Origin of the sequence: Mesorhizobium sp. M6A.T.Cr.TU.017.01.1.1, from assembly GCF_004023115.1 — a bacterium.
GTDB lineage: Bacteria > Pseudomonadota > Alphaproteobacteria > Rhizobiales > Rhizobiaceae > Mesorhizobium > Mesorhizobium mediterraneum.
This window is the reverse complement of sequence record NZ_RZTA01000007.1, coordinates 62,620-87,597: the sequence shown is the minus strand read 5'-3', so window position 1 is coordinate 87,597 and position 24,978 is coordinate 62,620. Positions and strand designations below refer to the sequence as shown.

Annotated in this window: 28 protein-coding genes and 1 tRNA gene; 17 read left to right on the top strand and 12 right to left on the bottom strand. The window is 62.3% G+C overall.

Annotated elements, in window-relative coordinates; translation table 11 throughout:
* Window positions 1-10: 10 nt before the first annotated feature.
* The gene (locus tag EOB36_RS03895) at window positions 11-2,608 is read right to left on the bottom strand and encodes a Wzz/FepE/Etk N-terminal domain-containing protein (RefSeq protein ID WP_128284343.1); all 2,598 of its coding nucleotides are present in this window, start codon (window positions 2,606-2,608) and stop codon (window positions 11-13) included.
* A 196-nt stretch (window positions 2,609-2,804) separates the two neighbouring features.
* On the opposite strand from EOB36_RS03895, the gene EOB36_RS03890 reads away from it, so the two are divergent.
* The 3 genes from EOB36_RS03890 to EOB36_RS03880 all read left to right on the top strand — a co-directional run bounded on the left by EOB36_RS03890 (window position 2,805) and on the right by EOB36_RS03880 (window position 5,934).
* Window positions 2,805-4,100, top strand: coding sequence for a lipopolysaccharide biosynthesis protein (locus EOB36_RS03890; protein ID WP_128284334.1), 1,296 nt, complete (start codon window positions 2,805-2,807; stop codon window positions 4,098-4,100).
* Between the two features lie 75 nt (window positions 4,101-4,175).
* On the top strand, window positions 4,176-4,586 hold the full coding sequence (locus EOB36_RS03885) for a hypothetical protein (protein ID WP_128284333.1): 411 nt from the start codon (window positions 4,176-4,178) through the stop codon (window positions 4,584-4,586).
* Window positions 4,587-4,785: 199 nt separating this feature from the next.
* Window positions 4,786-5,934, top strand: a complete 1,149-nt coding sequence (locus EOB36_RS03880) for an alpha-hydroxy acid oxidase (RefSeq protein WP_128284332.1) — start codon at window positions 4,786-4,788, stop codon at window positions 5,932-5,934.
* Window positions 5,935-5,998: 64 nt separating this feature from the next.
* On the opposite strand, the gene EOB36_RS03875 is transcribed toward EOB36_RS03880, so the two are convergent.
* The 3 genes from EOB36_RS03875 to EOB36_RS03865 are packed head-to-tail and all read right to left on the bottom strand — an operon-like array spanning window position 5,999 to window position 8,921.
* Entirely contained in the window at window positions 5,999-6,937 is a 939-nt protein-coding gene (locus EOB36_RS03875; RefSeq protein WP_128284331.1) for a DUF6492 family protein, read from the bottom strand.
* Window positions 6,934-7,752 (bottom strand): WecB/TagA/CpsF family glycosyltransferase, encoded by an 819-nt coding sequence (locus EOB36_RS03870; protein ID WP_127203589.1) that lies wholly within the window; start codon window positions 7,750-7,752, stop codon window positions 6,934-6,936. The genes EOB36_RS03875 and EOB36_RS03870 overlap by 4 nt, the downstream gene beginning before the upstream one ends.
* Window positions 7,749-8,921 carry a glycosyltransferase family 4 protein gene (locus EOB36_RS03865; RefSeq protein ID WP_128284330.1) on the bottom strand — a complete coding sequence of 391 codons (1,173 nt, stop codon included), beginning with the start codon at window positions 8,919-8,921 and terminating at the stop codon, window positions 7,749-7,751. Before EOB36_RS03865 ends, EOB36_RS03870 begins: the two co-directional genes overlap by 4 nt.
* A 174-nt stretch (window positions 8,922-9,095) precedes the next feature.
* Between EOB36_RS03865 and EOB36_RS03860 the strand changes: the two genes are divergently transcribed.
* The 3 genes from EOB36_RS03860 to proC all read left to right on the top strand — a co-directional run bounded on the left by EOB36_RS03860 (window position 9,096) and on the right by proC (window position 12,272).
* A complete protein-coding gene (locus EOB36_RS03860) occupies window positions 9,096-10,094 on the top strand; it encodes a glycosyltransferase (protein WP_128284329.1) in 999 nt (332 codons plus the stop codon).
* Window positions 10,063-11,382 carry an O-antigen ligase gene (locus tag EOB36_RS03855; protein ID WP_128284328.1) on the top strand — a complete coding sequence of 440 codons (1,320 nt, stop codon included), beginning with the start codon at window positions 10,063-10,065 and terminating at the stop codon, window positions 11,380-11,382. Before EOB36_RS03860 ends, EOB36_RS03855 begins: the two co-directional genes overlap by 32 nt.
* Before the next feature lie 74 nt (window positions 11,383-11,456).
* Window positions 11,457-12,272, top strand: a complete 816-nt coding sequence (proC, locus tag EOB36_RS03850; protein ID WP_128284327.1) for a pyrroline-5-carboxylate reductase — start codon at window positions 11,457-11,459, stop codon at window positions 12,270-12,272.
* 15 nt (window positions 12,273-12,287) lie between these two features.
* Here proC and EOB36_RS03845 read toward each other — a convergent pair whose 3' ends face one another.
* From EOB36_RS03845 to EOB36_RS03830, 4 genes are all read right to left on the bottom strand, one after another.
* Window positions 12,288-12,680, bottom strand: coding sequence for a type II toxin-antitoxin system VapC family toxin (locus EOB36_RS03845; protein WP_095483519.1), 393 nt, complete (start codon window positions 12,678-12,680; stop codon window positions 12,288-12,290).
* Entirely contained in the window at window positions 12,680-12,922 is a 243-nt protein-coding gene (locus EOB36_RS03840; protein WP_127290393.1) for a type II toxin-antitoxin system VapB family antitoxin, read from the bottom strand. The genes EOB36_RS03845 and EOB36_RS03840 overlap by 1 nt, the downstream gene beginning before the upstream one ends.
* Before the next feature lie 103 nt (window positions 12,923-13,025).
* On the bottom strand, window positions 13,026-14,339 hold the full coding sequence (locus EOB36_RS03835) for an NAD(P)H-dependent oxidoreductase (protein ID WP_127290391.1): 1,314 nt from the start codon (window positions 14,337-14,339) through the stop codon (window positions 13,026-13,028).
* Between the two features lie 341 nt (window positions 14,340-14,680).
* Window positions 14,681-15,286 carry an outer membrane protein gene (locus tag EOB36_RS03830; protein WP_245467594.1) on the bottom strand — a complete coding sequence of 202 codons (606 nt, stop codon included), beginning with the start codon at window positions 15,284-15,286 and terminating at the stop codon, window positions 14,681-14,683.
* A 347-nt stretch (window positions 15,287-15,633) separates the two neighbouring features.
* Here EOB36_RS03830 and EOB36_RS03825 point away from each other — a divergent pair, with 347 nt between their 5' ends.
* Window positions 15,634-16,635, top strand: coding sequence for a YihY/virulence factor BrkB family protein (locus tag EOB36_RS03825; RefSeq protein ID WP_128284326.1), 1,002 nt, complete (start codon window positions 15,634-15,636; stop codon window positions 16,633-16,635).
* On the opposite strand, the gene EOB36_RS03820 is transcribed toward EOB36_RS03825, so the two are convergent.
* Window positions 16,592-16,876 carry a DUF3606 domain-containing protein gene (locus EOB36_RS03820; RefSeq protein ID WP_127203583.1) on the bottom strand — a complete coding sequence of 95 codons (285 nt, stop codon included), beginning with the start codon at window positions 16,874-16,876 and terminating at the stop codon, window positions 16,592-16,594. The two genes, EOB36_RS03825 and EOB36_RS03820, sit on opposite strands and share 44 nt — an antisense overlap.
* A gap of 217 nt (window positions 16,877-17,093) precedes the next feature.
* Between EOB36_RS03820 and EOB36_RS03815 the strand changes: the two genes are divergently transcribed.
* On the top strand, window positions 17,094-17,357 hold the full coding sequence (locus tag EOB36_RS03815; RefSeq protein WP_029348484.1) for a hypothetical protein: 264 nt from the start codon (window positions 17,094-17,096) through the stop codon (window positions 17,355-17,357).
* 189 nt (window positions 17,358-17,546) lie between these two features.
* Window positions 17,547-17,747, top strand: coding sequence for a CsbD family protein (locus EOB36_RS03810; RefSeq protein WP_095483513.1), 201 nt, complete (start codon window positions 17,547-17,549; stop codon window positions 17,745-17,747).
* A 141-nt stretch (window positions 17,748-17,888) separates the two neighbouring features.
* Here the strand turns inward: EOB36_RS03810 and EOB36_RS03805 are convergent, their stop codons facing one another.
* Window positions 17,889-18,089, bottom strand: a complete 201-nt coding sequence (locus tag EOB36_RS03805) for a hypothetical protein (RefSeq protein WP_095483977.1) — start codon at window positions 18,087-18,089, stop codon at window positions 17,889-17,891.
* 218 nt (window positions 18,090-18,307) lie between these two features.
* Between EOB36_RS03805 and EOB36_RS03800 the strand changes: the two genes are divergently transcribed.
* Window positions 18,308-19,198, top strand: a complete 891-nt coding sequence (locus EOB36_RS03800; protein WP_128284342.1) for a transglutaminase family protein — start codon at window positions 18,308-18,310, stop codon at window positions 19,196-19,198.
* 70 nt (window positions 19,199-19,268) lie between these two features.
* Window positions 19,269-20,150, top strand: a complete 882-nt coding sequence (locus EOB36_RS03795) for a transglutaminase family protein (protein ID WP_128284325.1) — start codon at window positions 19,269-19,271, stop codon at window positions 20,148-20,150.
* Here the strand turns inward: EOB36_RS03795 and EOB36_RS03790 are convergent.
* Window positions 20,141-20,440, bottom strand: a complete 300-nt coding sequence (locus tag EOB36_RS03790; protein ID WP_095483510.1) for a DUF1236 domain-containing protein — start codon at window positions 20,438-20,440, stop codon at window positions 20,141-20,143. The genes EOB36_RS03795 and EOB36_RS03790 overlap by 10 nt on opposite strands.
* 215 nt (window positions 20,441-20,655) lie before the next feature.
* Between EOB36_RS03790 and EOB36_RS35680 the strand changes: the two genes are divergently transcribed.
* Window positions 20,656-20,781 (top strand): hypothetical protein, encoded by a 126-nt coding sequence (locus tag EOB36_RS35680; RefSeq protein WP_281035468.1) that lies wholly within the window; start codon window positions 20,656-20,658, stop codon window positions 20,779-20,781.
* Window positions 20,782-20,893: 112 nt separating this feature from the next.
* The gene (locus EOB36_RS35675; RefSeq protein ID WP_281035467.1) at window positions 20,894-21,028 is read left to right on the top strand and encodes a hypothetical protein; all 135 of its coding nucleotides are present in this window, start codon (window positions 20,894-20,896) and stop codon (window positions 21,026-21,028) included.
* Between the two features lie 182 nt (window positions 21,029-21,210).
* On the opposite strand, the gene EOB36_RS03785 is transcribed toward EOB36_RS35675, so the two are convergent.
* Window positions 21,211-21,285: transfer RNA gene (locus EOB36_RS03785), tRNA-Thr, on the bottom strand.
* A gap of 213 nt (window positions 21,286-21,498) precedes the next feature.
* Between EOB36_RS03785 and EOB36_RS03780 the strand changes: the two genes are divergently transcribed.
* From EOB36_RS03780 to hisD, 4 genes are all read left to right on the top strand, one after another.
* Entirely contained in the window at window positions 21,499-21,729 is a 231-nt protein-coding gene (locus EOB36_RS03780) for a hypothetical protein (protein WP_206637137.1), read from the top strand.
* Window positions 21,730-21,858: 129 nt separating this feature from the next.
* On the top strand, window positions 21,859-23,151 hold the full coding sequence (gene murA, locus EOB36_RS03775; RefSeq protein ID WP_095483508.1) for a UDP-N-acetylglucosamine 1-carboxyvinyltransferase: 1,293 nt from the start codon (window positions 21,859-21,861) through the stop codon (window positions 23,149-23,151).
* A 91-nt stretch (window positions 23,152-23,242) separates the two neighbouring features.
* Entirely contained in the window at window positions 23,243-23,674 is a 432-nt protein-coding gene (locus EOB36_RS03770) for a DUF2948 family protein (RefSeq protein WP_128284324.1), read from the top strand.
* A gap of 10 nt (window positions 23,675-23,684) precedes the next feature.
* Window positions 23,685-24,977 carry a histidinol dehydrogenase gene (hisD, locus tag EOB36_RS03765; protein ID WP_128284323.1) on the top strand — a complete coding sequence of 431 codons (1,293 nt, stop codon included), beginning with the start codon at window positions 23,685-23,687 and terminating at the stop codon, window positions 24,975-24,977.
* The last annotated feature ends 1 nt before the right edge of the window (window position 24,978 follow it).

Genomic DNA, 24,978 nt, shown 5'->3' with positions numbered 1-24,978 from the left:
TATTCGGCGCTCAGAAATAGCGGCGGCCCGATCGGCTTTCGGTGAGTTCGCGAACCGCTTCGCGGAATTCGCGCAGGCTGGCTCGGATTTCCTCGATAGAGGCTTGCTGTGCAGCGGCTTCCGAAGCCTGATTTGCCTTGTCCCATGGGGCTCGGGGATAGATCGACTGCTGCTGCGGATAAGGCACTTGCCCGGCATCGGGCTTCGGCGGCTGCGTATAGGGGTACGCCTGCATTGGCGGGGCCGGATACATCTGTTGCGGGTGCGAAGCATAGGCGCCCTGCTCGGCTTGCGGCTGCTCGTAGCCGGCAGGCGCCGGCTGACGCGGCGCGAAGGGAGACGCCGGTTCCGGGCGAGCGGAATAGATCGGATTCCGCTTCGCGCTTTCGGCGACTGCCGGTGAGCCACTGGCCGGTGAGCCGGAACGCGTGTTGGCAGGGTCTTCTCTGCTCACCTTGCGCGGCATGATGTTGCTCACCGCCGACAGCAGCGCACTGATCGGACCTGAACGCCTGGTGGCCTCGACTGGCGGAACGGGCGGCGGCGCCTCGTATGCCTTGTTTTCAATGGGTGTCCGGCGCTCGTCCGTCCTTCGGCGCGGCCGCGTATTGGCGGTTTCGCGCAGGCTCGCATAGGCACCGCGCATGGCGCCCAGACCGACACCAGAGGCGGGGCCCGCCAGCAGGCCGGCAAGCACCGTCACGGCGCGCGAAGGTCCGTTCGGCTCAAGCGGGGCGAAGGCCTTGGAGATCACGTTGATGTTGGCGGTGTTGATGTCCTTTTGCTCGCCGGTTTCCTTGGCGCGCAGAAGATATTGTTCATAGACGGAGCGCTTGGCGGCGGCCTCGCGCTCCAGTTCGCGCAGGGTGACCAGGTCGCTGTTGACGTCGCCGCTGCGGACCTTCAACTGCGCCAGTCGGGAGGCCAGATCCTGTTCGAGCTGCACGGCGCGCTTCAGGTCGACCTGCAGCGAAGAGGCGATGCGGCGCAGCTCCCCGGTGATACGCTCGCGCGAGCCGGCAAGCTGGGCATTGAGCGCCTGGAGCTCGGGATGGCGCGGCCCGAACCGGATCGCGGCGCGGTCGGCCTCCTGTTTGAGCGTCGCATATTGCGAGCGCAATTCGCTCATGGTGTTGGAGTTGATCTCCTCCGGCAAGGTGCCGCTCAGAACCGAATTCACGTCGATCGAGCGCGCCGACGCCGCACGGGCGTTGAGTTCCAGCGTGCGCGCGCGGGCGATGGCAAGCTGCTGGTTGAGCTTGAGCATCTCGTCGTCGCTGATCAGATGACCTTGCGCGTCGACGAGGTCATGCGTGGCCCTGAAATCCTCGACCTTGCGCTCGGCCACTTCCACGCCCTCGCGCAGCTCGTCGAGCCTGCCGGTCAGCTCGTTGGTCGCGCGGCCAGCGGTGTCGGACTGGATCTGTCCGAAGGTCTGCAGGAAAACGTCCGTCATCGTGTTGGCGATGAGGGCCGACTTCTCGCCATTTTGCGTGGTGGCGCTGACGGAGATGACGAAGGTCTTGCCGCCGCGCTCGACCGAAAGGCTTTCGGCCAGATTGCCGACGGCCAGCGCACGGCGGCGGTCCGCATCGGCACCCGGCTCGTCATTGCGCGACAGGATCGACCGGATGAGCGTCATCACGCCCAGGCCGCCGGAATCTTGCCCGTTGAACTCCGGATCGTTGACGAGATGAAGCTTGTCCACGACCTTGTTGAGAACAGTGCCGGAGGTGAGCACGCGAACTTGGTTTTCGACGATGGCCAGCGTGGCGTCGGATGCAACCACTGATTGGGTAAGATCGCGGTCGGTGAGCTTCAGGTCGCGCGGGTCGACGATCAGCTCTGCGGTGGCTTCGTATTTCTTCGGCGTCGACAGCGCGATCGCGACGCCAAGCGTGGCGCCCAGTATGGTCATGGCGACGATCAGCAGCTTCGACCGGGCAATGCCGCGGACGACCTGCATCGGATCGATCAACGGCCTCCATTCTTGTCCGTCGTCGCGGGAAGACCGTTGCTCGTCATCGGCATATCGGGGCTCGAATGCGGCATATCGAGGCTCGAATGCGGCATATCGAGGCTCGAATGCAGCATATCGAGGCTCGTCGCCGGTGTATCGAGGCTCGGACGCGGCATATCGAGACTCGTCACCGGTGTATCGAGGCTCGAACGCGGCATGTCGGGGATCGGCATCGAAACGGCGGTCCCCGGAAACACCGGCAGCAACCGGCTCCTCCCGCAGCCTGGCTTCCGCATAGTCTGCTTCAACGGCCTCGTCGGTCTCAAGCGGTATCCGGGCGGCCGAAGCGGATGCATAGCCGGCTCGAGGCTGGCTTGTTTCATCGTCTGCCGAGAATTCCGAAGCTACCGGGCGTTCCTGGGGTGCCGAGGGCTCCGGAGCTGCGGAGAGTTCCGGATGCGCTCGCGCCTCCCGGCGTGAGCGCGCGAGACGATGGCGCGTGGCGGCATCCTCGCGCCATGACGGGTCCGCCCGGTCCCCGATCGAAACCAGCGATGGTTCAGCGTCATCTTCGCCGCGCATCGCCTGGCCGAGCGCCAGCAAGGATCGCTCGCGCTTCCAATCTTCACGGTTTTGCCTGTCGACCATTGTCGTGGAGCTTGCCCCTGGCGGCTTGGACGCGCGGTCAGCCATTCGTTAAGCCACGCTAAACAAGCATAGGAAACAAAAGGTTAATTTCTCTGCCTTGAAGATGAGGTTTCCCTCTTCGGTTGTGTCCTTCTTGAAGCAACAAAAGCGTTCAGAACGGCGCGTTAAACTTTCCAACCTATGCTGTCTCCGACACATGACTCAGGCTGGCAACATCCCGCAAAGGCGGCCCCTCGCCCGGATCGGCGCTTTCGTGGCCGAGCGACGGGGACTGGTTCGCGACTATCTCTCGGCGATCAGCGGCGCAGGCGGGCGGCTGGTGTTTTCGCTCGCCTATTTCATCGCGCTGGCCAACACGCTGTCCATCGCCGAGTTCGGCATGTTCGCGACCGCTTCGGCGGCCGGCGTGATGCTGTCGCGCATCCTGGGCTTCGGCTTCATCTCGGCGCTTTACCGAACCGCCACCATCCGCCCCAATCTGATAGGCACCTTCACCGCCGGCTTCCTTCTGCTCGGAGTGATATCGCTGCCGTTGCTGGCTGCCGCCTCCTACGGCGTCTACCTGATCTTCTTTGCCAGCACCGTGCCGCTGTCGGTCTTTGCGGCGATCGTCTTTGCCGAGGCGCTGTTATGGCGGCCGGTCGAGGTCGCGCTGATCGTCAACAACGGCCTCGGCAAGTTCGGCCGCGCCGCGCTGCTGACGATCCTGGCAACGGCCTTGCGGGCGCTCGGCGCCGTGCTGTTCATGTTCGCTGCGCAGCCGACCATAGGGGTCTGGTCCTGGTTTTATATCGGCGCCAACGCCGCCTCGCTGCTCATCGCCTTCGGATTTTTCTATCCGCGCCAGAGGCTGCGGCTGCGACTGGAACTCTATCTGCGGCGGCTCGCCGATTCCATCTACGTGGCCGGCGCGGAGGTGCTGTTCTACCTGCAGATGGAATTCGACAAGCTGCTGGTGCTGGCGATCGGCGGTCCGCACCTCGCCGGCATCTATGCCATCATCATGCGGCTTGTCGACCTGACCGCGATCCCGATCCGCACCTTCTCGATGATGCTGGTGCAGCGCATGATGCGCGCGCCGGAACTGCTGTCGCGCCTTTCGGTCAAGAGCGGCATCGAAGGCGGCGTGTTCCTGGTCTCGACGCTGGCGCTGGCGGCGCTCGCCATCGTGCTGCATTTCTTTCCCAACGCGCTGGGCAAGAATGTTGCCGAGGCTGCCCCTCTGGTGGCGCTGGCGATCTGCGTGCCAGGGCTGCGCAACCTGGTCGAATATCAGGCCGAGCTTCTGTTCGCGCGCGGCCAGACGCTGGTGCGGGCGATCAACCTGGCCCTGCTTGCCGGGCTGAAGGCGGTCCTGCTGACCTATGTGCTGACCACCATCCTGGACATGCCGGAACTGGTGTTGTCGCTCAATGTCGTCTTCCTGCTGCTCTACCTCGCCTCGACGCTGCTCACCTATTCGGCGATGCGCAATCCGGCCAAGCCGGTGTAGGGTCGATCAACTGCCTGCCGTCAATGGCCGAGATGGGATGGAAAGTTTCCCTCTCGACATGCAATATCGGGGGGCATGACCGAGTTATCTTTCCGCCACCTGAACCCTAACTGGAACGCCGAGCCCAATGCTCCTGACGTAGAGCTAGTCGTCGAGGGCGACACAGTTCAGATTTCCTTTCTTTTGAAGCCATTGGCCCACGACGCCGAAGAGGGAGAGTCGGCAACGCTTCGCTTCGTTGGCTGTAGTCGTTGGCAATGGGACGCCTCAGATGATCGCGCGTGGTTTGCAGGTGAAGGCCGTTACAGCAATCAGGCTCCAAAATGGGGGGCGTTCTACGAGGTGACCGGCGAGAGCCGGGCAACCGACGATTGGGAGATTCTGGCGCCAGACAGTCCGAATTCACGGCATTTCGTGTTATGTTTTCGAGACGACATCATAGAATTTGTTGCCCGAGATTGGTCGCTCACTCGAAAAAATGCCTGATGTCGAATAGCGGGGAAAGCGCCGCCGTTTACCGACCTTGCCGCCGCTTCTCCAGAGCTACGTTCGCGCCACGACTGCTACCGGTTCGTTGCGGCCGTTTATCGTTCAGCCCGCCTCAGTTAGGCATTGCGCGGCAGTGTGCTATCGGGCAGGTGAGCCCGGGCCAATAGGGTTGGGCCCGGGCCAACAGAGTGATGAGATGCGTCTGAGCAACTGCCACAACTTCCATGACTTCCGCAGCATGGCCAAACAGCGCCTTCCCCGACCGATCTTCAACTACATTGACGGCGCGGCAGATGACGAAGTCACCTATCGGCGCAACAGGGCTGCCTTCGATGACTGCGACCTGGTGCCGAATGTCCTGCGCGGCGTGACCAATGTGGACATGTCGGTGACCGTCATGGGCCAGAAGCTGGCGATGCCGGTCTACTGCTCGCCAACAGCGCTCCAGCGCCTGTTCCACCATCAGGGCGAACGTGCGGTGGCGGCAGCGGCGGCGAAATATGGCACGATGTTCGGCGTCTCCTCGCTCGGCACCGTCAGCCTCGAAGAGGCGCGCCAGATCAGCAATGGGCCGCAAGTCTACCAATTCTACTTTCACAAGGACCGCGGATTGAACCGCGAGATGATGGCCCGGGCCAAGCAGGCGGGAGTAGAGGTGATGATGCTGACGGTCGACAGCATCACCGGCGGCAACCGCGAGCGTGACAAGCGAACGGGGTTCGCTATTCCCTTCAAGCTCAACCTCGCTGGCATCGCCCAGTTCGCGGTCAAACCATCGTGGGCGATCAACTACTACACGCATGAGCGGCTCAAGCTGCCGCAGCTCGACGGTCATGTCGACATGGGCGGCGGCGCGATGTCGATCAGCCGCTACTTCACGGAGATGTTGGACCCCGCAATGTCGTGGAACGACGTTGCCGAGATGGTGCAGCACTGGGGCGGACAGTTCTGCCTGAAAGGCATCATGTCGGTCGAGGACGCCAGGCGTGCGATCGAGATTGGCTGCACCGGAATTGTCCTCTCCAATCACGGCGGTCGACAACTCGACGGCTCGCGTACCGCGTTCGACCAGCTTGCGGAGATCGTCGCTGCGGTGGGAGACAGAATCGATGTGATGATGGATGGCGGCGTGCAGCGCGGCACGCATGTGCTCAAGGCGCTCTCGCTGGGCGCAAAAGCCGTCGGATTGGGCCGCTACTATCTCTTCCCACTGGCGGCCGCCGGGCAGGCCGGCGTCGAACGCGCGCTGGAATTGATGCACATCGAGATCGAGCGTGGCATGAAGCTGATGGGCTGCACCTCGGTCAACGAACTCACGCGACGGAACCTGCGCTTCCGTCTGTAACAGGTGACTTCCACCCTTTCATCACCCCTACCGGGAAAACGGCAAGGGGTCGAAAACCGGTCGTTCAGGGTCTGACCCAAGGACTAGTCGAGCCGATCAGGCGGCGGATTCGGCCGATATCCGTGCCGATGAAGGACTGCATGCCGATGGCCACTTGTTCCGGCGCCATGGCGGCGACGAAGCGGCGGAACTCGTCATCCGACAGCGCTTCGCCCGTCCAGTGGACGCGGCAGAATTCCTCCGAGCCGTGGAAATGGCCGGCACCGGCGAGCACGTCGTCGACATAGCGGCCGTAGATCATGCATTCGGAGAATTTGCGCACCGCACCGACGATTTCGACCCAGTTGCGGCCATGGACCTTCTCGATCCGGGCACACATGGCGGTCACTGTTTCGCGGCGCCATGCGATCAGCGTCGAAATGTAATCGTGGGTGGAAACCTCTGATGGCTCGATGCCGAGCGCCGAGCCCGCATTGCGCGACCAGATCCGGTGTTCCTCATGGCCTTCGGACAGCACGCCGCCGCGGCGGAACAGACGCACCTTGCCATCGCGCCAGAAGGCGCTGCAGTCGAAAGGTTTTAGGAACGCCACGTCGGAATCGCAGAAGATCAGCACGTCTTCCCCGGCACGCGCTGATATCGCGATGCGGCGAAGCTGCTGCACATGCCAGCCGCGCAGCGGCATGGTCTTCAGGCTGAGCCAGATGCGCCGGCGGAACAGGCTCAGTGGATCGTCGAAGGCGTGCAGCCAGCGCGGCAACAGGTCCCGCTCGTCGACGACGGTGCGGCGGCTGTTCTCCAACTGGCGAAACAACGCCACGTCGCGATGCTCGACAAGAATATAGTGGTGCGCCACGCCGGAAACGTAGCGGTCGAGGGTTTCGCACAGCAGGCGACAACGCTCCAAATCCGGCGCATAGCTTGCCGTCACGACCGCCGCCGTCGGCGTCCGGCGAAGGACATCGGGGGCGGCGGCAGGGCTCGGCACGAACCGGCTGTTCAACGGCCCACTCCGGAGCCTGCTCCGCGGCCTGATCTGGCAGGGGCGGGCCTGCGCAAGAATTTCTGGCCAATGACGCGCCACAGAAACACAGGATTACCGACGACATAGCGGCGCCAGAGGCGGCCCGGCTCGATCCACAGCCGAAACAGCCATTCGAGCCTGAGCCGGCGCATCCACAGCGGCGCCCGCGGCACCGCGCCGCTCAGGAAATCGAGCAGCGCGCCGACGGCGATCGGCAGTGTGCAGTGGCGCGCATCGATGTGGCGCGCGATCCACAATTCCTGGCGCGGCACGCCCATGGCGACAAGCAGCACGTCCGGCCGCAATCTGGCGATGCGATCGACGATTGCCGGCTCCTCTGCGGGGGAGAAATAGCCGTCGTGGATGACCACGAATCTGTGCTGCAACGCGAGCGCTGCCAGCTTCTTCGATGCCGCCTCGGCGTTGGCCTGCGTCGCGCCGAGCAGCCCCACGGTCAGCGGCCTGGCGGACGCCTGGAGGAAAGCAGGGATGAAATCGGTGCCGTTGAGATTGTCGGGAAACCACGTTCCGTAGAGCAGTTTCGCCGCCAGATCGACACCGACACCGTCAGGCAGGATGAGAAAATCGTCGAGCGCCTCGGCAAAGACCGGCTCCGTGTAGGCGACATTGGCATTGTGGGCGTTGAGAAAGCTGACCTTGGTGAAGCGTCGCTCCGCAATCAATCGGGTCAGCAGGGCGACCGCATCGTCCCAGCGGATGGCGAGAACGGATATACCGAGGATCGATTTCAAACTGTCGACCCCGAATGCGGCGCGGGCGGTGTGCATGTTCACGCGAACACCTCCTGCCTGATGGGATCGAGCTTTTTCAGGCCACGCCTGATTGCGGCATCGAGCGCTTTCATCTGCCGGCGGTGGAAAGCGCTGCCGTCGACGTCCCTGACGTCGGTTGCCGCGGCTTCCAGGGCGCCGGCGAAGGCGACCGGATCGTCGGTCACGATGCAATTGACCGGGCGATGATCGATGCCGCGCAGCGAATGGCTGGTGGCGACGGAAGGCAGGCCGAGTTCGAAGGTTTCGATGGACTTGAGCTGCACGCCGCTGCCGGAGGTGCTGATCAGCGGGATGACGGCGGCACTGCGCACGAAGGCCTGCGCGTCCGGCACGCGACCGACGAATTCGACACCGGGATGCGTGGAAATGACGCCCGGCGGCACGCTGCCGGCGATCCTGACCCGGAAATCCGGCCTGAGATGCGGCACCACTTTGTCCAGGAACCAATCGAGGCCGATGCGGTTCGGCTGCCAGGTCCAGGTGCCGATCAATGCCGCGTCGCAATCGATACTGCGCAGGGTTTTTTGCGCGGGCGGCTCGGCGCAAGTCACCAGCGGCAGCATCGCCGAACGATCGTCGGAGCCGACGCCGAGCGCTGAGCGATCTTCCTCGGCCAGCGTGAAGACGAAGCGTGCCCGGCGGCAAAGCCGTGCTTCAATGACCTTGAGCAGCTTGGCCTCACGGCGAAACAACATGCGCTGGAAAAGACCGCCGGCAGCAGCGGCGTTCTGCAGCGCCGAACTGTGCTCGACATTGTGGGCGACGAAGATCGACGGCCGGTCGCCGAAGAGGCTTTCGAAGGCGCCGGCGAACTGCACGGAATTCAAGACATAGCCGTCAAAAGGGCCGGCGCGATCGACGGCGGCCTGGACCTCGCTGTCGGTGACCACGCGCAGCTTGACCGACGCGAAAGTGAGGCCGGAGAGCAGCGCCTTTGCAACCCAAGCGAGCTTTTGCAGCGATGACGCGCTTTCGGTGCGCACATCGACGGCACCGAGCACGATGGTGTTTTGCGGATCGCTCGCAGGCTTGCCGGGCCAGGTGAAGCCGATCACCGTGACGCGCGCGCCGGCGCGCCGCAACGCGGCGATGATCGCGGCATTGGCGATCTCATAGCCCGAGGCAAGAGCGCCGTCGGGCACGATCGATGTGGCGAACAGCAGATGCATCTCACCTATCCTGAGCGGATACAGCTAGCAAAGCGCGGTGAAGCCTTGATTAAGTGAAGGTATTTGGCGGCCTGGAGTCGCGGATTTGCGGGCTTGTCCGCGAAAGGTGATTAACGAAACGTTATCGTCGCGATGCTATCAAGGACCAAACTCACCATCCCGGGCTGAACACGGATGATCCCATTGCCATCGGACGATTCGGTATCGATCGCGGGGCGCTCTCCGGGACTTGTCACGACGGCCGTCGAGGCGGTCGTGACGCTGCCGACCTTCAAACGGCCCGAGCAGCTGCTGGCGACGCTGGCATCGCTCAAGGCCCAGCAAACCGGCAGACGCTTCGCAATCATCGTCATTGAGAACGAGGCCGAGGCGCGCGCCGGCGCCAGGGCGGCGCTGCCGCTGTTCGAGCGCGGCGAGATATCAGGCATGGTCATCGTTGCGCATGAGCGCGGCAATTGCAGCGCCTATAATGCCGGCTGGCAGACGGCGATCCTGCACTTTCCAAATTTCAGGCACTTGCTGGTCATCGACGATGACGAGATCGCCGATCCGCAATGGCTCGAGCGCATGTGCACGGCGGCCGAGACACTCAGTGCCGACATCGTCGGTGGCCCGCAAAGGCCTGTGTTTGCCGACGCCGCCCATGCCGGATGGGCCGATCACCCGGTCTTTGCGCCACCCTACCGGGAGACCAGGCGTGTGCCTGCGCTCTATTCCTCCGGCAATCTGCTGGTTGGGCGTTACGTGCTCACCGCCATGGGGCCGCCCTTCCTCGACCTGAAATTCAACTTCATAGGCGGCGGCGATTCCGATTTCCTGAGTCGCGCCGCGCAAAGAGGCTTTGTGCTTGGCTGGTGCGCCGAGGCGCAAGTGCGGGAAAGCGTCCCGGCCCGACGCGTCGAAGCCGACTGGATCCGCGCCCGCAGCCTGCGCAATGGCGTCATCTCGACACTGGTCGAGAAGAAGAAACGGGCTGGCACGCCGTTCGCCGGCACCAAGGTCTTTCTAAAGAGCCTGGCGCTGCTTGCCGCCTCGCCGTTTCGCGGCGCGGCCAGGCTGATGCGGACGGGATCATCGGCGGCCGCCTTATACCCCATTCATGTCGCCCTCGGCCGCGTGCTTGCCGAATTCGGATATGCCAATGAGCAATACCGGCAGCCTGAGAAGAACTGAGCGCGCGCCGCTCAGCGCGGCGTTCACGCGCGACGGCGTCGCGACCGCGATCGCGGCGCTGCTGTTCACCGTCATCCTGGTGTCGTTCCGCCCCTTCCAGCCGGCCGGCGCCGAAATGACCGGCGACGGCGGCGACATCGTCAACCAGCTCGGCTTCGGCTCGCTTGGCGCGATCTCGATCTTCTCGCTGATGGCTTTCGCCGACGCGCGCGTGGTGCGCTCGCTGCTCAGCCCGTCCTGGCTGCTGATGCTGGCTTTCCTCGTGCTGTCGGTGGTGATGGCGACCGACCCGCCGTCGGCCATGCGCGCCGCCTCCTTCACGCTGATCGGCATTTTGACGATGGCGACGATCCTGGCGTTGCCGCGCGACGCCGAGGCTTTCTCGAAAGTCATCATCTTTACGTCAGTCGTCGTCATGGCCCTCTCCTACATCGGGCTCGTCGTTTTTCCGCACGAGGCGCTGCACACCACCGCTTCGCTGGAGCCGGAACATGCCGGCCTGTGGCGCGGCGTATTCACCCACAAGAATATCGCCGGGCCTGTCATGGCGTGTTTCAGCTTCGCCGGGCTGTACCTCTACCGGCGCGGACAGCGGCTATGGGGCGCGTCGATCTTTTGCGCGGCGATGATTTTCATGTTGCACACCGGTTCCAAGACGACCGCGGGACTGGTGCCGTTTTCGATCCTGATCGTCGTGCTGCCGAGCCTGATCGGCATGCGGCTCGGCACGCCGATCCTGTTTGCGCTGGCGATCATCGCCACGGCGATCGCCACGCTGGGTATCGTCTTCCTGCCGCTGGTGAAGCATCTGGCGGCACTCTATTTCCCCGACCTGACCTACACCGGGCGGACGACGCTGTGGGAGTTCGCCGGCGAGATGCTGGCGAAGCGGCCGTGGACCGGCTACGGCTACGAGAGCTTCTGGGGCACGCCGCTGCTGCTCAACCAGGACCAGCCCTTCGACCGGGCCTGGGATATCAGAACCATCGTGCATGGCCATAATGGCTATCTCGACATCGCGGTGCTGATGGGCATCCCGGCGCTCTGCGTGGCGGTCTACACGTTCCTGATCGCGCCGCTGCGCGACTACATGCGCATCCCCTTGCGCAAGGAAAACATCTATCTCGGCGACTTCTTCATGATGGTGGTGCTGTTCGCAGCGCTGAACGCCTTCCTCGAAAGCTTCTTCTTCCATCGCGCCGATCCGGTCTGGTTGTTCTTCGTGTTCGGCATGTTCGGCCTGAGGCAGGTGTCGCTGCGGCCGATGGCAGTTCGGGGCCTGTCCTGACGCCATCCGTCCCAAGAGGGCTTTCCCGCCTAGTCGCGAGCGTCTATGGGAGAACCTTTTAGCGGAGGTTTTCCATGACGATCAGGCTCGTTCTCGCCGGCTGCGGCAATATGGGTCACGCCATGCTCTCGGGCTGGCTGAAATCGGGCAAGCTCCCCCCGGCGGCGGTTTTCGTGGTCGAGCCCAATGCCGATCTGCGCAAGCGCGCCGAAGCGCTGGGCTGCGGTGCCGCCGCAGATGCCGGCGGCATTCCGGCGGACGCGGTGCCGGCCCTCGTCGTCATCGCGGTGAAGCCGCAGGTGATCCGCGACGTGACCGCCGCCTACAAGCGCTTCAATGATGGCCGCACCACCTTCGTCAGCATCGCCGCCGGAACGCCGGTCGCCACGTTCGAGGCCATTCTGGGCGATCGCGCGCCGATCGTGCGCTGCATGCCCAACACGCCGGCGGCGATTGGCAAGGGCATGATGGTGGTGTTTTCCAACAGGCTGGTTTCCGACGACACCAAGCGTTTCGTCGCCGATCTGCTTTCGGCGAGTGGGGAAGTGACCGATATCGACGACGAAGGCCTGATGGATGCGGTGACGGCGGTGTCCGGGTCGGGACCCGCCTATATCTTCCATTTCATCGAAGCGTTGACCGTGGCGGCCGAGAAGGCCGGCTTGCCGACCAAGACGGCCAGGCTGCTGGCCATGCAGACGGTCTATGGCGCCGCCTCGCTCGCCGCCGAAAGCGGCGAAGATCCGGGCGTGCTGCGCCAGCAGGTGACCAGCCCGAACGGCACCACGGCCGCCGCGCTGGCCGTGCTGATGGGCGAGGACCGGCTGACCCACCTGCTCACCGAAGCGGTGGAATCGGCGCGGCTTAGGTCGATCGAGTTGGGGAAGTAGGTTCGGCTTCGCGGATTACGCGAGATCGGTATGCGAAAAGTCGTTACCCTTGTAGAGCAGTGCGGAGCCATGACTTTTTGCGCAGGCATAAGAAAGGCAGTCGGCTAAGTTGAGCTGGGCGGGATGCCCACGCCCCTTTCCATAGTCTGAAAACGCCTGGATCGCGAGCGCGGCATCGCCGGCGTCGATCGGCACGATTTCGATTTCAGCCTCGCGAAGAAACGCCTCTATCGCGTCCCCGGCGACAACCGGCTGGACGGCGAGCATCGTTGAAAGCCGCATCGCCGCTTCAAGCACGACCAGCGCCGAAGTTATCCTTGCTGGCGCTGCCTCGATGCGGTTGCTCCACTCGCCGGCATCCTCTTCTCCTGAAAGAATCGCGACAACCACGGAGGTGTCGACGAACATCAGGAATGCCCCCACATTTCGTCGATCTCATCCTTCGTCACAGCCCGACCGCCCTGGCCTGCCTTGGCCTGGAAGTCGTTGGCAATGGCTGCTAGCCGCGCCGCCAGGGGAATGCGTCCGCTTTCCCGCTTCAATTCGGATTCAAGCGCTTCGATGACCGCTTCGGTCATCGAAATCTTTCGTTTGGCAGCAAGCTCTCGCGCCAGTTCGCGTGCGCGCGGGTCCCTGATCTGAAGATTCATGTAATCGGCCTCCGCCTTCGCTGTCACTACAATATAGAGAGTTTGTCATGACAATACCAGCGTGCTCGGGAAAGCCGTCCGACAGCTCCCACTCTCGACGGCATCAAGCCCCATACAGCATTTCGTCCTGCAGCCGGCGCAAGGCGAACAGCCTAGTCGTCGGGTCGGGCGCGGCATTGCCTGATGTCAGCAGCTCGCCCTTCCTGACCGGTCTCAGCACCTTGCCGCCTTCGAGCAGGCCGACCGGCACAGCGCGGTTGGCGCGGGCCTCTTCGACAGTCATGGTCCACGAGCGGTAGCAGGTCTCGCCGATCGCATCGAAAATCTCTCCTGCCGCCAGATCGCGCTTGGCCACGGCGCAGACCTCGGCAACCGGCCTCGGCAGCGGCACCATGTCCGGTTTGCCATAGAGCGCTATTCGGGCGGCGGTGAGCGGCACTTCCAGCGAGGTCAGATGATAGGGCCGGAAGAAGCTGTAATACGGGCCGTGGCCGATATGCAGATCGTCCATGCGCTCGATGATGCGCGGATGCGTCGCCTCGACGATGACGAAGACGCCGGGCGCCACGCCTTTGCCGATGGTGTAGTCGACGACGCCCTTCTTCGACAGGATGCCGCCATCCGCGCGCGGGATGAGCACCTTGGCCAATTCATCGCGATCGGCCTTGGGGCCATGCATGCCGGCAATGTCAGGCACCAGCCCGGTGGCGTTGGCGATGGCGCACATCTCGACCATGGTTTTGGATCCGTCGACGAACTCGACCAGCATGCGCGGGTTCATGTTGCGGCGCAGCGCTTCCGCGCGATAATCATCGGGCACGGCGTCGTGGTTGAGCGGGTTGTTCTTGCCCTTGCCGGCCGAGACGATGGTGTAGCCGAGCGCCGAGGCGAACTCGATCAGTTCCATGCAGCTCGACGGCTCGTCGCCGGCACCGACCGAATAGACGACGCCGAGCCGGTCGGCCTGCTGCTTCAAATAGCAGCCGATGGTGACGTCGGCCTCGACGTTCATCATCACCAGATGCTTGCCGTGCTCCATCGCCATCAGGTCAAAATCGGCGGCGACCCCTGGCTTGCCGGTGGCGTCGATCACCACGTCGATCAGCGGGTTGGTCACCAGCATCTCGTTCGAGGTGATGGCGATCTTGCCGCTCTCGATCGCCTCGCTGACCTTCGACGGCGTATCGGCCTCCCGTGCCATCGCCTCGTCGCCATAGGCGATGCGGACGGCGTCACGTGCCGTGTGCGGGCGCCGGGTCGAAACGGCGCACACCGAAATGCCCGGCATAAGCATGCCCTGCGTCACCAGGTCGGTGCCCATCTCGCCGGAGCCGATGACGCCGATGCGCACCGGACGGCCTTCCGCGGCGCGCTTGGCGAGATCGCGGGCAAGCCCGGTCAGGGCGACATTGGTCATGCGCAAGTCCACTGCTTTTGATTTGAAGGGGGAATAGCAGGGAACGGTAACCTTTTGCCAACGAAACCGGCCGCCGTCGGCAATTTCTTGTGGCTGGCTCTCACGCCACGACCGGATAGTGTTCAGCCTAGATACTGTTCAGAGATGAGGAGACGTCCTTGTCGGCGCGGCGCGCCCGACAGGGTCTCAGGCGAGGTTGGCATGACAAAATGAGTTCACGCCCACACCGCAGTCATGCTGCCGTCAGAGCGACGACGGTGCCCAAGCCTGCGCTCAATTGCCTGAGGCCGGCTTGGGTCGTCCAGGGACCGCAGTCGGTTCGTCTGCTGGCGTCGTTTAGACTAGAACTTGTATGCGAGGCCTACAGAGACGGTGTGCATCGTCAGGTCGACTTCCCCGCGCGTGATGTCTTCCGTGCCGAAATCGTAATAGCGATACTCGGCCCGTCCAAGCCAGTTGTCGGTGAAAGCATGTTCAGCGCCGAGCCCCGCGGTCCAGCCGGTGAAGCTCATATCGTCATCTTCCACAACCGTAGACACTTCGCCATGCGCAAAAGCAATACCGGCCGTGCCAAAAAGCAAGGTGCGATCCCAAGCGTAGCCCACACGTCCGCGCACGGACCCGAACCAGTCGATCTCGGCGTCCCCGTCATCATCGTCGAGCTCGATCCAGCTCTTGTTTATGTCACCCTCGACACCGAACACGAAATTCCCGGACTGGAAATTATAGCCGGCAAGCGCTCCAACAAATGCTCCGTCCAGATCGGCCGTTCCAACAAGTGGTGGATTGGTGAAAATCGTCACATCCGCATCAGCCCAGCCATATCCGCCTTGCACGCCAAGGTAGACACCGCTCCAGTCATAGACTGAAGCGACCACGGGCTCCTCATATACTGGGTCTGCCGCGAGAGCGCATCCGCCCCAGGCAAGCAGCATCGTGGCGGTCAAAGCAGTCCGTCTGATGGAAAACATGGCACCCCTCCTCGGCTCCAGAATATCCCCCACAGTAGCCGGCTATCTCCCCGAAGTCTGTTGCTGAACTGCAACGCTGCGGGAAAACATTCAGCACGTCGAACTCTGGCCGTATTGCCGTAAAGGGGAACCGCACGCCCGCTCCCAGGTCTGCAATCTCCGCCGCCTGCTACCTCCTCGTCGTAGCAGTGGCACCTCGCCAAACAACTCAAGATCCATCACCTAACCCCCGGATCCAAACGGACCAGGACTTCTCCCATTTGCTGCTCTGGTCCGCTGCCGTGCTGCCTCTAATTGCTTGCTGAGAAGCAGGTGAGCAAAACATGTGGAATCTGGCGAAAGAGGGCTGGGCACTCCTTGCAGAGAGCGTCCTCGGCTTCATCAATGACAACGCCCTGAGTCACGGCGCAGCGATGGCGTTTTATGCCACAACCTCGCTCGCGCCGATCCTGCTCATCGTTGTCGCTATCGCTGGCCTGGCCTTCGGAAACGATGCGGCGCAACTTGCCCTTTCGGCCCAGCTCGCGGGCCTGATGGGGCCGCAGAGCGCGGAGCTTTTGCAAGCGACGATCGAAAACGCCTCCCAACGGACGGCGGGCACTCTTGCTGCCATCCTGGGGCTCGTCACGCTGTTCGTCACCGCATCCGGCGTGTTCGGCGAAATGCAGCTTGCGCTGAACGAAATCTGGAAAGTCAAACCGGTTAAGACATCGATTTCCGGGCTTGTGCGGGCCCGCGCCGCAAGCCTCGGGCTCGTCGCCGCGCTTGGCTTCCTGCTCCTGGTGTCCCTGGTCGCGAGCGCCGCAATTTCTGCGCTCGGCGAAATCATCAACGCATATCTACCCTTCGGCACCATTATCCTGAGTACAATCAACGGGATCGTCTCGTTTGCCCTGATCGCGCTTTTGTTCGCGGCAATCTACAAGGTCCTGCCCGACCGCGCGCTGCGATGGCGCGACGTTGGCATCGGCGCCGTGGTGACGGCGTTTCTCTTCACGATCGGCAAGTCGCTGATCGGCTGGTATATCGGAGCAAGCGCGACCGCATCGTCATACGGCGCAGCCGGCGCATTGCTCGTCGTGCTGTTGTGGGTCTTTTATTCGTCCGAGATCTTTCTGCTGGGCGCCGAATTTACACGAGCCTACTCGGTTCGATACGGCAGCCGATCCGATCTGGAGGCGACCATCAAAGCAAGTGATCGCGAACAGAAGCTGGCGACGGCGGCCAGGATTGAAAAGTCTGAAAACGAAATCCTCGGCTGGATTGTTTTCAGCAGTCTGCTCACCGCGTTTCTAAGCCATTTCTGGCATCAACACCGGCGTTGAGACGTCCGGCGCGGCGGCCCGAGCCTAGCAGCGGCTTGGGGACATCCGATCGAAGCGACGTGCGAAGTTCCTTCGCCGCCGCCACCAGCTTGGCGCGGTTGCTTCCATATCTCTTGATCAACTGATGGACTTGCGCTGGAGTGATGCCGTTTTGCCGGGCAAAATGCGCTACTATGTAGTCCTCGCTGCCGGAGATCCGATCCCGGTGGCGGGGATAGAGCTTCGCCGCGTCGGCTGTCATGCTTACTCTCCTTTGGTCACGTTTGCTGAACGATGCATGATTGGCCAACGCAAAAGGGGCGATTTCGTTGCCGCATGCGACACCAGTGCACTCCGCTTTTTCGCCGCAGCCCTAACGCAGCAAAGCAATCGGCCGACGCGCGCCTTCGGTTCCATACGTCGATTTTTCGAGACTCAGCCCTCTGGCACGCGCATGATATGGGCAGGGAGGAAAAGCCATGCGCGAATTGCCAAAGAGCATTGACGCAGACGTTGTAATCGAAATCAGCAGGTTGCTCGACGACCGTGCGAAGTCGGCACCAGTGCCAGTCCACAAGCTTGCCTCGATGATCTCGAATAGTGTCGAGACCGACCTGCCGACAGCTTCCATTGAAGAGCTGATCGTTGAAATGGCCATGACCCGCCAACTCCCGATGCTGTTCGATCTACCGGGGGCGGATGCAGATAACGTCATATCGATCGCCTTGGCGCGCGCCAGCTGATCCCGCTGGGGAACCTTTCTGTCGAGTTTCAAGACGCGGATGGTTCCATTCGCTCCCCTGCTCCAATTCGCCCCGCCGGCTCCGGCTGGCGGCTTTTTGCTCGCCAACAATAATCGTCATGGGCGATCCGCTGCTCGGGAACGTGTGGTGTCCAATTGCATTTCCTCTAGACGACAAAAGGAGGAATCCATGAATTGGGATCAAATCAAGGGAAAATGGATGCAGTTCAAAGGCAAGGCCAAGGAGCAATGGGGCGACCTTACGGACGATGACCTTGATCGCATCGAGGGCAATCGTGACCAACTCGCAGGGCGTATTCAGGAGCGGTATGGAATCGCCAAGGAAGAGGCAGAGCGCCAGATAGACGACTGGTCCAGAAGCCTCACCTGAGCGTTCAGAATCAAGGCTGCGCCACAGATCGGCGCAGCCTTTCCAAAGCCTGCCGCTCCGAAATGAGCGGCGGGCGACGTGTATGCGATGGTGGCGAGGTGATCTACGCCACTGTCGCTTTCAGGATGTTCGGAACGAGAACTAGCGCGCCGATTGTCTGTTGGCTTGTGCGGCGACTGCCGTGAGGAAAGCCGTTGCAGCAGTATCGCACGCCGCTCGGGACGGGCTGTAGGCGAAAAGGATCAGCTCGGCAGCCCCTATCGTAAGGCCATGCTTTTCAGCGAAAGCAGCTATTTCGTAGGGCTTGTCGTGACCTATGGCCAGATCGTAGTCTTCGTTCATTATTTCCTCCCGTTTGCGACGTTCCTCGCCTTGGCCCCTCCTTGGCGCAAAGATTAAGTTCCGGGGCATTGAGAGAGTCTACCAATTGGAGATTGCAAAAGGCTTAGGCCTACGGTGCCTGATGCGATCCGGTCGAGGCGGAGGACTCCATTTTGTCCGCTGCACATCGAAAAAGATTATATGATTGCGCTGATATCGCAGGTGGTCGACGCAAGCCAATGCCGATTTTTTCAGTCAAGCACACGACCGTCTATCGCTACACGCAACCGGTGACGTTCGGCGAGCACCGGCTGATGTTCAGGCCGCGCGATAGTTTCGATCAGCGACTTCTCGATCACGCGCTGTTTGTGAACCCCAAGCCCAAAGAGATTCGCTGGATCCACGACGTTTTCGGAAACTGCGTTGCGGTGGTCGACTTCAAGGGTTCCGAAGACGAACTGCGTTTCGTGACAGACATTCGGCTCGATCACACACCGCAGCATGCGCCTGATTTCCGGATCGATGAAGCGGCACTCAGCTATCCCTTCTCCTATGATCCCGACGAGGCAACCGACCTCACTCAAACCATGGAGCGCCATCATCTCGATGACGGCGACGAGATCGGCAAATGGGCGCGACAGTTCGTGAGTGCCAGAGGGCACACCGAGACGGGCAAATTGTTGATGACGCTTTGCTACGCCATCCACGAGAGCTTTGTGTATTCCCGACGAACTGAACCAGGGACGCAACCGCCGCTCATGACGTTGCACCTGCGTCGAGGCACATGCCGGGACTTTGCGTTGTTCATGATGGAAGCGGTTCGTTCGCTGGGTTTTGCCGCGCGTTTTGTGACTGGCTATGTCTATGTGCCGAACCGCGACAGTGCTTCTGTCCTCGGCGGCGGTTCGACGCACGCCTGGTGCCAGGTCTATTTGCCTGGCGCGGGTTGGGTCGAGTTCGATCCCACCAATGGCATTGTCGGCAACCGGGATCTGATCAGGGTGGCCGTCGCCAGGCATCCGCAGCAAGCCATCCCCCTCTCCGGGAGCTACTCCGGCAGCGCGTCGAGTTTTCTCGGCATGACGGTGGAGGTCAAGGTGGCGAAGGACGCTGGCACCAATGGAAATTAGAGAACCCTAATGTTTTGCGGAACTGTTCGGACAGTCTGGAGTTTGCTGAAATCAACGCGTTGGAGCTGCCATGCGTATCCGCGCCGGTTTCAAGCTTGCCTACGAATGTCCGCAGCCGACACCGATGCTGCTCGTCCTTGATATCCATCCTTCACGTCGCATCGATCTTTTGACAGAACAAATCATCGGCTTCGATCGCCCGAGCGAGGCCCGCGGCTATATCGACGCTTTCGGCAATCTATGCACGAGAATAGAAGCGCCCGCCGGGCTGACGACGATATCAACGAACTTCGAAATCTATGACACCGGTAAGCCAGAAATTGTGGTCGCCGACGCCATCCAGCACGATATCAAAGAGCTGCCCGACTACGTGCTCAGGTTTCTTCTCGGCAGTCGCTATTGCGATACCGATCGGCTTGGCGACTTCGCTTGGGCCAATTTCGGCAACACCGCACCCGGATGGGCGCGCGTCCAGGCGATCTGTGATTTCGTTCACGAACACATCGCCTTCAACTACCAGGCCGCGGACACGCTGCGGACCGCCTACGGCGCGCTAACCGATCGGGCCGGCGTTTGTCGTGATTTTGCGCATCTGGCAATCACGCTGTGCCGTTGCATGCACATTCCGGCGCGATATTGCACCGGCTACCTCGGCGACATCGGGATACCGCCGATGCCGTATCCCATGGATTTCAACGCATGGTTCCAAGCCTATCTCAGCGGCCATTGGTTCACCTTTGATGCACGGCATAACCAGCCTCGTATCGGCAGAATCCTGATGGCGACGGGATGCGATGCGAATGACGTCGCCATCTCAACGAGCTTCGGTCTTTCCCGGCTTACTCGCTTCGAAGTCATCACAGAAGAAGTCCAAGCCGAGCCTGAGAAGGCGCCAGCCCGCCGCACCTTTCGGCATGACGGGCTTCAGCGGGAGGGGTCAAGTCAATCGTAGACCTTCACAATCTTGCGGGTACCTGGATCGACCAGGACGGTTCGGCCGTCGATGACTACGTAGCGGTACTGAACGTCCGGCACCTCGTAGAGCTCGACTGTCTCGGGCAGAGCAGTGCCGATGTTGAGCTCCACGCCGGGAAGGCTGAGGGATGCCAACGGTTTCTTTTTCACGTATTCCCGGATCACAGTGTCCTGCTCGGGTTGAATGATGACGTCCTGAGCAGCGGCGGCGCTGACACCAACGAGCAGAAGGATGCCTGCCGCAGCCGATGTAAGTTGCTTACCCATATTAGCCTCCGAGCAACCTTCAGCTGCGGTGCTTGATTGCTGCCGCCACGGGTTGCTTACTTATCTAAAACGGGGCGGAGCAATTCTTGTTCCGGTGGCGCGGCGCGAACCCGCTGCCACGGCATATCAACGCTGACGTTTGAGGTCGCGCCCGCTCAAGGCTTAGTTTCTTCCTGAGGAGGCGCTCTTGGGACTGGACAATCAGGATGCGGCCATTGTTCACACGGAGAGGGCTTGTCGCCAGCGTCGCCATAACGTTCCACGAGTTTTGCGAATCCGTAGGCGAAGGCGGCAAGAAGCGCCAGGATAACCACTATGCGAGCGGCCATACGGTATTGTAGCAGGATCCGGCTTAGGATTGACCCAGCATCAGCTTGCGCTCGGCAGGCTGCCCGTCACTTTCTGCGAAACTTGTCTCGGTTCCGAAGGTCCCAAGCATAATAGTAGGCGGCCATGATGCAGGGCAGCCCGATACCGATCAACAAAAAGAAACCGACCTCACCGATCAGCGGCTCGAGCAATTTGCCGATCGCCAAGAGCGCGAACAATCCGATTAAGACCACAACAGGCATCGCGTCTTTTAGCTGACGGGAGACATACCGTCACTCCTCGTCGACGGCTTGAATTTCCGCACGACTCGTAAATGCAACAGGAACAAAGTCCACGGAAAATCCACGGATACTGGTCCCGTGTTGCGCCTTCGTTCGCCTGCTGGTGCCGGAAGAAGAAATGACCAGGCGAAGCGCACTATTGAAAATCTTCGGGAAATCTGGTGCTGCGAGAGAGGATTGAACTCTCGACCTCTCCCTTACCAAGGGAGTGCTCTACCACTGAGCTACCGCAGCCGCTAATGGCGGGGCTTCTGCCATATAGAACCGGCAAGCGCAAGGCCAAGCGCAAGCCATCTGTGAAAGCCCGCTCCGACGGCTTTTCCGGACATGGCACCGCCACAATGTTGGCTATCCCTGAATAGCGGCTGGCGAGATAAAAAGTGTTAGAGCGTACTTTGTGCGTCCAAGCGGACGCATGTCGCTCTAATCGCCGGCCGGGACGGGACCATGAACGACACGACAATTCCACCTGACAAGGGCGGTCCATCGAAGAAGGACAGTCAACCGAAAAAGGCCGACCGCAAGAGCCGGCTTGCCGAGCAATTGCGCGCCAATCTGCAGAAGCGCAAGGCGCAGTCGCGCTCGCGGCGCGCTGGCGACGCCGACAAGCAGCGCGCTGGCGACGCCGACAAGCGGCCTGACGGGCTTGGTCCGTTAAGGGAAAAACAAAAGGATTGACCTATATCAACAGGCTGGGTCCAGGGTGGGAATCCTGTTTCTTGAACCAAGTCGGCCAATGGTCTAGACCGGCCACAACAGACTCAACCGATTGAAAACCGGCCTTTCGGCCGAGGGGAACGTTCTTTCATGGATCGCATCAGAATTGTCGGCGGCAACAAGCTTGCCGGAAGCATTCCGATCTCGGGCGCGAAAAATGCCGCGCTGCCGCTGATGATCGCCTCGCTTTTGACCGACGACACGCTGACCCTGGAAAACGTGCCGCACTTAGCCGATGTCGAGCAGCTTATCCGCATCCTCGGCAATCATGGCGTCGACTATTCGGTCAACGGCCGCCGCGAAAAGCAGCAAGAAGGCTATTCGCGCACCATCAATTTTTCCGCCCGCAACATTGTCGACACCACGGCACCCTACGAGCTGGTGTCGAAGATGCGCGCGTCTTTCTGGGTGATCGGGCCGCTGCTTGCCCGTATGGGCGAGGCCAAGGTCTCGCTGCCCGGCGGCTGCGCCATCGGCACGCGCCCAGTCGATCTTTTCCTGGAAGGCCTTCAGGTGCTTGGCGCCGATATCGACGTCGACACCGGCTATGTCATCGCCAAGACCAGGAACGGCCGTCTTGTCGGCAACCGCTACGTCTTCCCGAAAGTATCGGTCGGCGCCACCCATGTGCTGATGATGGCGGCTTCGCTGGCCAAAGGCGAGACGGTGCTCGAAAACGCCGCCCGCGAGCCCGAGATCGTCAACCTCGCCGATTGCCTCAATGCCATGGGCGCGAGGATTTCCGGCGCCGGCACCGCGACCATCACCATCGACGGCGTTGAAGCGCTGTCGGGCGCGCGCGTCCGGGTGATACCCGACCGCATCGAGACCGGCACCTATGCGATGGCCGTCGCGATGACCGGCGGCGACGTCGTGCTCGAAGGCGCACGCGCCGACCTGTTGCAGACCGCGCTCGACGTGATTTCCCAGACGGGTGCCGAGATCACGCAGACCAATTCCGGCATCCGCGTCAGGCGCAACGGCGCCGGCATTGCGCCGGTCGACGTGGCGACGGCGCCCTTCCCGGCGTTCCCGACCGATTTGCAGGCGCAGTTCATGGGCCTGATGACCATGGCCAAGGGCAAATCGCGCATCACCGAGACGATCTTCGAGAACCGCTTCATGCACGTGCAGGAGCTTGCCCGGCTCGGCGCCCACATCACGCTTTCCGGCCAGACGGCGATCGTCGACGGCGTCTCGAAGCTGAAGGGCGCCCCGGTCATGGCGACCGACCTCCGCGCCTCGGTGTCGCTGGTCATCGCCGGCCTGGCGGCCGAAGGCGAGACCACGGTCAACCGCGTCTACCATCTCGACCGCGGCTTCGAGCGGCTGGAAGAAAAGCTGTCCGGCTGCGGCGCGGTGATCGAGCGGATTTCCGGCTAGGCGATTTCGCAAGGTTTGCGGCGCGGTTGCGCGGACCGAAAAGACCGCCTAACAGAAGGTTGAATTGTCAACTTTCAGGTGTGAAATCCGCATGGCTCTCAAGCTTGTCGCGCTCGACGATCAGGATCTGAGCATCGTCTCGGCCCATATCCAGGACGCCGTGCTGAAGGTCGGCGACCTCGAATACATGCCGGCGGCCAAGCGCTTCGTGGTGACCATGAACCGCTTCGTCTGGGAGGCGAAATCGGGCCTGTTCCGTCAGCACAATGAGCGGCGGCAAAGTGTGCTGCATTTCGACCGGGTGCTGGGCGCCAAGACCAGCGGCATTGCCCGCGACAAGCCTGATGAGGTGCTGTCGCTGCTGGCGATCAGCTTTCTCGCCCTCGACAAGCCGGCCGGCATTGTCGAGCTGATCTTTTCAGGCGGTGGCGCGATCATGCTCGATGTCGAGTGCATCGAGGCGCGGCTCGCCGACATCGGTGGTGCCTGGGAAGCGACCTCGCGCCCCTTCCACAGAGCCTGAGCAGCGCAAGATGGCCATCACCCTTCGCCTGTCCGATGCCGATTTCGAGCAGCGTTTTGCCGCGTTCCTTTTGACCAAGCGGGAAGTCTCGGCTGATGTCGATGCCGTGGTGCGCGAGATCATCGCACGAGTGCGCGCCGAGGGCGACGCGGCGCTGGTCGACTACACGCAAAAATTCGGCGGCGGCGACCTGATCAAGCTCGGCATTGCCGTCTCCGAGGATGACATTGCCAAGGCGTACGACGCAGCGGATCCGCAGACGATCGAAGCGCTGAAATTCGCGCGCGAGCGCATCCGCGCCCATCACCAGCGGCAACTGCCGCAGGATGACCGCTATACGGACGCCGCCGGCGTCGAGCTCGGCTCGCGCTGGACGGCGGTCGAAGCGGTCGGGCTCTATGTGCCGGGCGGCACGGCGAGCTACCCGAGCTCGGTGCTGATGAACGCCATCCCAGCCAAGGTCGCCGGCGTCGAGCGCATCGCCATGGTTGTGCCTGCCTCCGGCGGCGGGGTGCCGCCGCTGGTGCTGGTGGCCGCCGACCTCGCCGGCGTCTCCGAAATCTACCGCGTCGGCGGCGCGCAGGCGATCGCGGCGCTGGCCTATGGCACCGAGACGATAAAGCCGGTCGCCAAGATCGTCGGCCCCGGCAATGCCTATGTCGCCGCGGCCAAGCGCCAGGTCTTCGGCACGGTCGGCATCGACATGATCGCCGGGCCTTCGGAAGTGCTTGTCGTGGCCGACTGCAGCAACGATCCGGACTGGATCGCCGCCGACCTGCTTGCCCAGGCCGAGCATGACGTGTCGGCGCAGTCGATCCTGATCACCGACGATCCCGCCTTTGGCGCGGCGGTCGAACAGGCGGTCGAGCGCCAGTTGAAAAGCCTGCCGCGCGCCGAGACGGCGGCGGCGAGCTGGCGCGATTTCGGCGCCGTCATCCTCGTTCCCCAAATCGAGGCAGCACTGCCGCTGGTCGACCGCATCGCGGCCGAACATGTCGAGCTTGCGATCGACGAGCCGGAAGCCTTCCTGGCGCGGATGCGCAATGCAGGTGCTGTTTTTCTCGGCCGCCACACGCCGGAAGCGATTGGCGACTATGTCGGCGGCTCCAACCACGTGCTGCCGACGGCGCGCTCGGCGCGCTTCTCATCCGGGCTGTCGGTGCTCGATTTTGTCAAGCGCACCTCGATCCTGAAGCTCGGGCCGGAGCAGTTGCGGGCGCTGGCGCCGGCGGCCATCGCGCTGGCCAAGGCGGAAGGCCTCGACGCGCATGGACGCTCCGTCGCCATACGGCTGAACATGTAGA

Coding starts and splice junctions, on each gene's coding strand:
- EOB36_RS03895 (WP_128284343.1), bottom strand. CDS start 2,608: ATGGTCGACAGGCAAAACCGTGAAGATTGGAAGCGCGAGCGATCCTTG.
- EOB36_RS03890 (WP_128284334.1), top strand. CDS start 2,805: ATGACTCAGGCTGGCAACATCCCGCAAAGGCGGCCCCTCGCCCGGATC.
- EOB36_RS03885 (WP_128284333.1), top strand. CDS start 4,176: ATGACCGAGTTATCTTTCCGCCACCTGAACCCTAACTGGAACGCCGAG.
- EOB36_RS03880 (WP_128284332.1), top strand. CDS start 4,786: ATGCGTCTGAGCAACTGCCACAACTTCCATGACTTCCGCAGCATGGCC.
- EOB36_RS03865 (WP_128284330.1), bottom strand. CDS start 8,921: ATGCATCTGCTGTTCGCCACATCGATCGTGCCCGACGGCGCTCTTGCC.
- EOB36_RS03860 (WP_128284329.1), top strand. CDS start 9,096: ATGATCCCATTGCCATCGGACGATTCGGTATCGATCGCGGGGCGCTCT.
- EOB36_RS03855 (WP_128284328.1), top strand. CDS start 10,063: ATGAGCAATACCGGCAGCCTGAGAAGAACTGAGCGCGCGCCGCTCAGC.
- proC (WP_128284327.1), top strand. CDS start 11,457: ATGACGATCAGGCTCGTTCTCGCCGGCTGCGGCAATATGGGTCACGCC.
- EOB36_RS03845 (WP_095483519.1), bottom strand. CDS start 12,680: ATGTTCGTCGACACCTCCGTGGTTGTCGCGATTCTTTCAGGAGAAGAG.
- EOB36_RS03840 (WP_127290393.1), bottom strand. CDS start 12,922: ATGAATCTTCAGATCAGGGACCCGCGCGCACGCGAACTGGCGCGAGAG.
- EOB36_RS03835 (WP_127290391.1), bottom strand. CDS start 14,339: ATGACCAATGTCGCCCTGACCGGGCTTGCCCGCGATCTCGCCAAGCGC.
- EOB36_RS03825 (WP_128284326.1), top strand. CDS start 15,634: ATGTGGAATCTGGCGAAAGAGGGCTGGGCACTCCTTGCAGAGAGCGTC.
- EOB36_RS03820 (WP_127203583.1), bottom strand. CDS start 16,876: ATGACAGCCGACGCGGCGAAGCTCTATCCCCGCCACCGGGATCGGATC.
- EOB36_RS03815 (WP_029348484.1), top strand. CDS start 17,094: ATGCGCGAATTGCCAAAGAGCATTGACGCAGACGTTGTAATCGAAATC.
- EOB36_RS03810 (WP_095483513.1), top strand. CDS start 17,547: ATGAATTGGGATCAAATCAAGGGAAAATGGATGCAGTTCAAAGGCAAG.
- EOB36_RS03805 (WP_095483977.1), bottom strand. CDS start 18,089: ATGAACGAAGACTACGATCTGGCCATAGGTCACGACAAGCCCTACGAA.
- EOB36_RS03800 (WP_128284342.1), top strand. CDS start 18,308: ATGCCGATTTTTTCAGTCAAGCACACGACCGTCTATCGCTACACGCAA.
- EOB36_RS03795 (WP_128284325.1), top strand. CDS start 19,269: ATGCGTATCCGCGCCGGTTTCAAGCTTGCCTACGAATGTCCGCAGCCG.
- EOB36_RS03790 (WP_095483510.1), bottom strand. CDS start 20,440: ATGGGTAAGCAACTTACATCGGCTGCGGCAGGCATCCTTCTGCTCGTT.
- EOB36_RS35675 (WP_281035467.1), top strand. CDS start 20,894: ATGATGCAGGGCAGCCCGATACCGATCAACAAAAAGAAACCGACCTCA.
- EOB36_RS03780 (WP_206637137.1), top strand. CDS start 21,499: ATGAACGACACGACAATTCCACCTGACAAGGGCGGTCCATCGAAGAAG.
- murA (WP_095483508.1), top strand. CDS start 21,859: ATGGATCGCATCAGAATTGTCGGCGGCAACAAGCTTGCCGGAAGCATT.
- EOB36_RS03770 (WP_128284324.1), top strand. CDS start 23,243: ATGGCTCTCAAGCTTGTCGCGCTCGACGATCAGGATCTGAGCATCGTC.
- hisD (WP_128284323.1), top strand. CDS start 23,685: ATGGCCATCACCCTTCGCCTGTCCGATGCCGATTTCGAGCAGCGTTTT.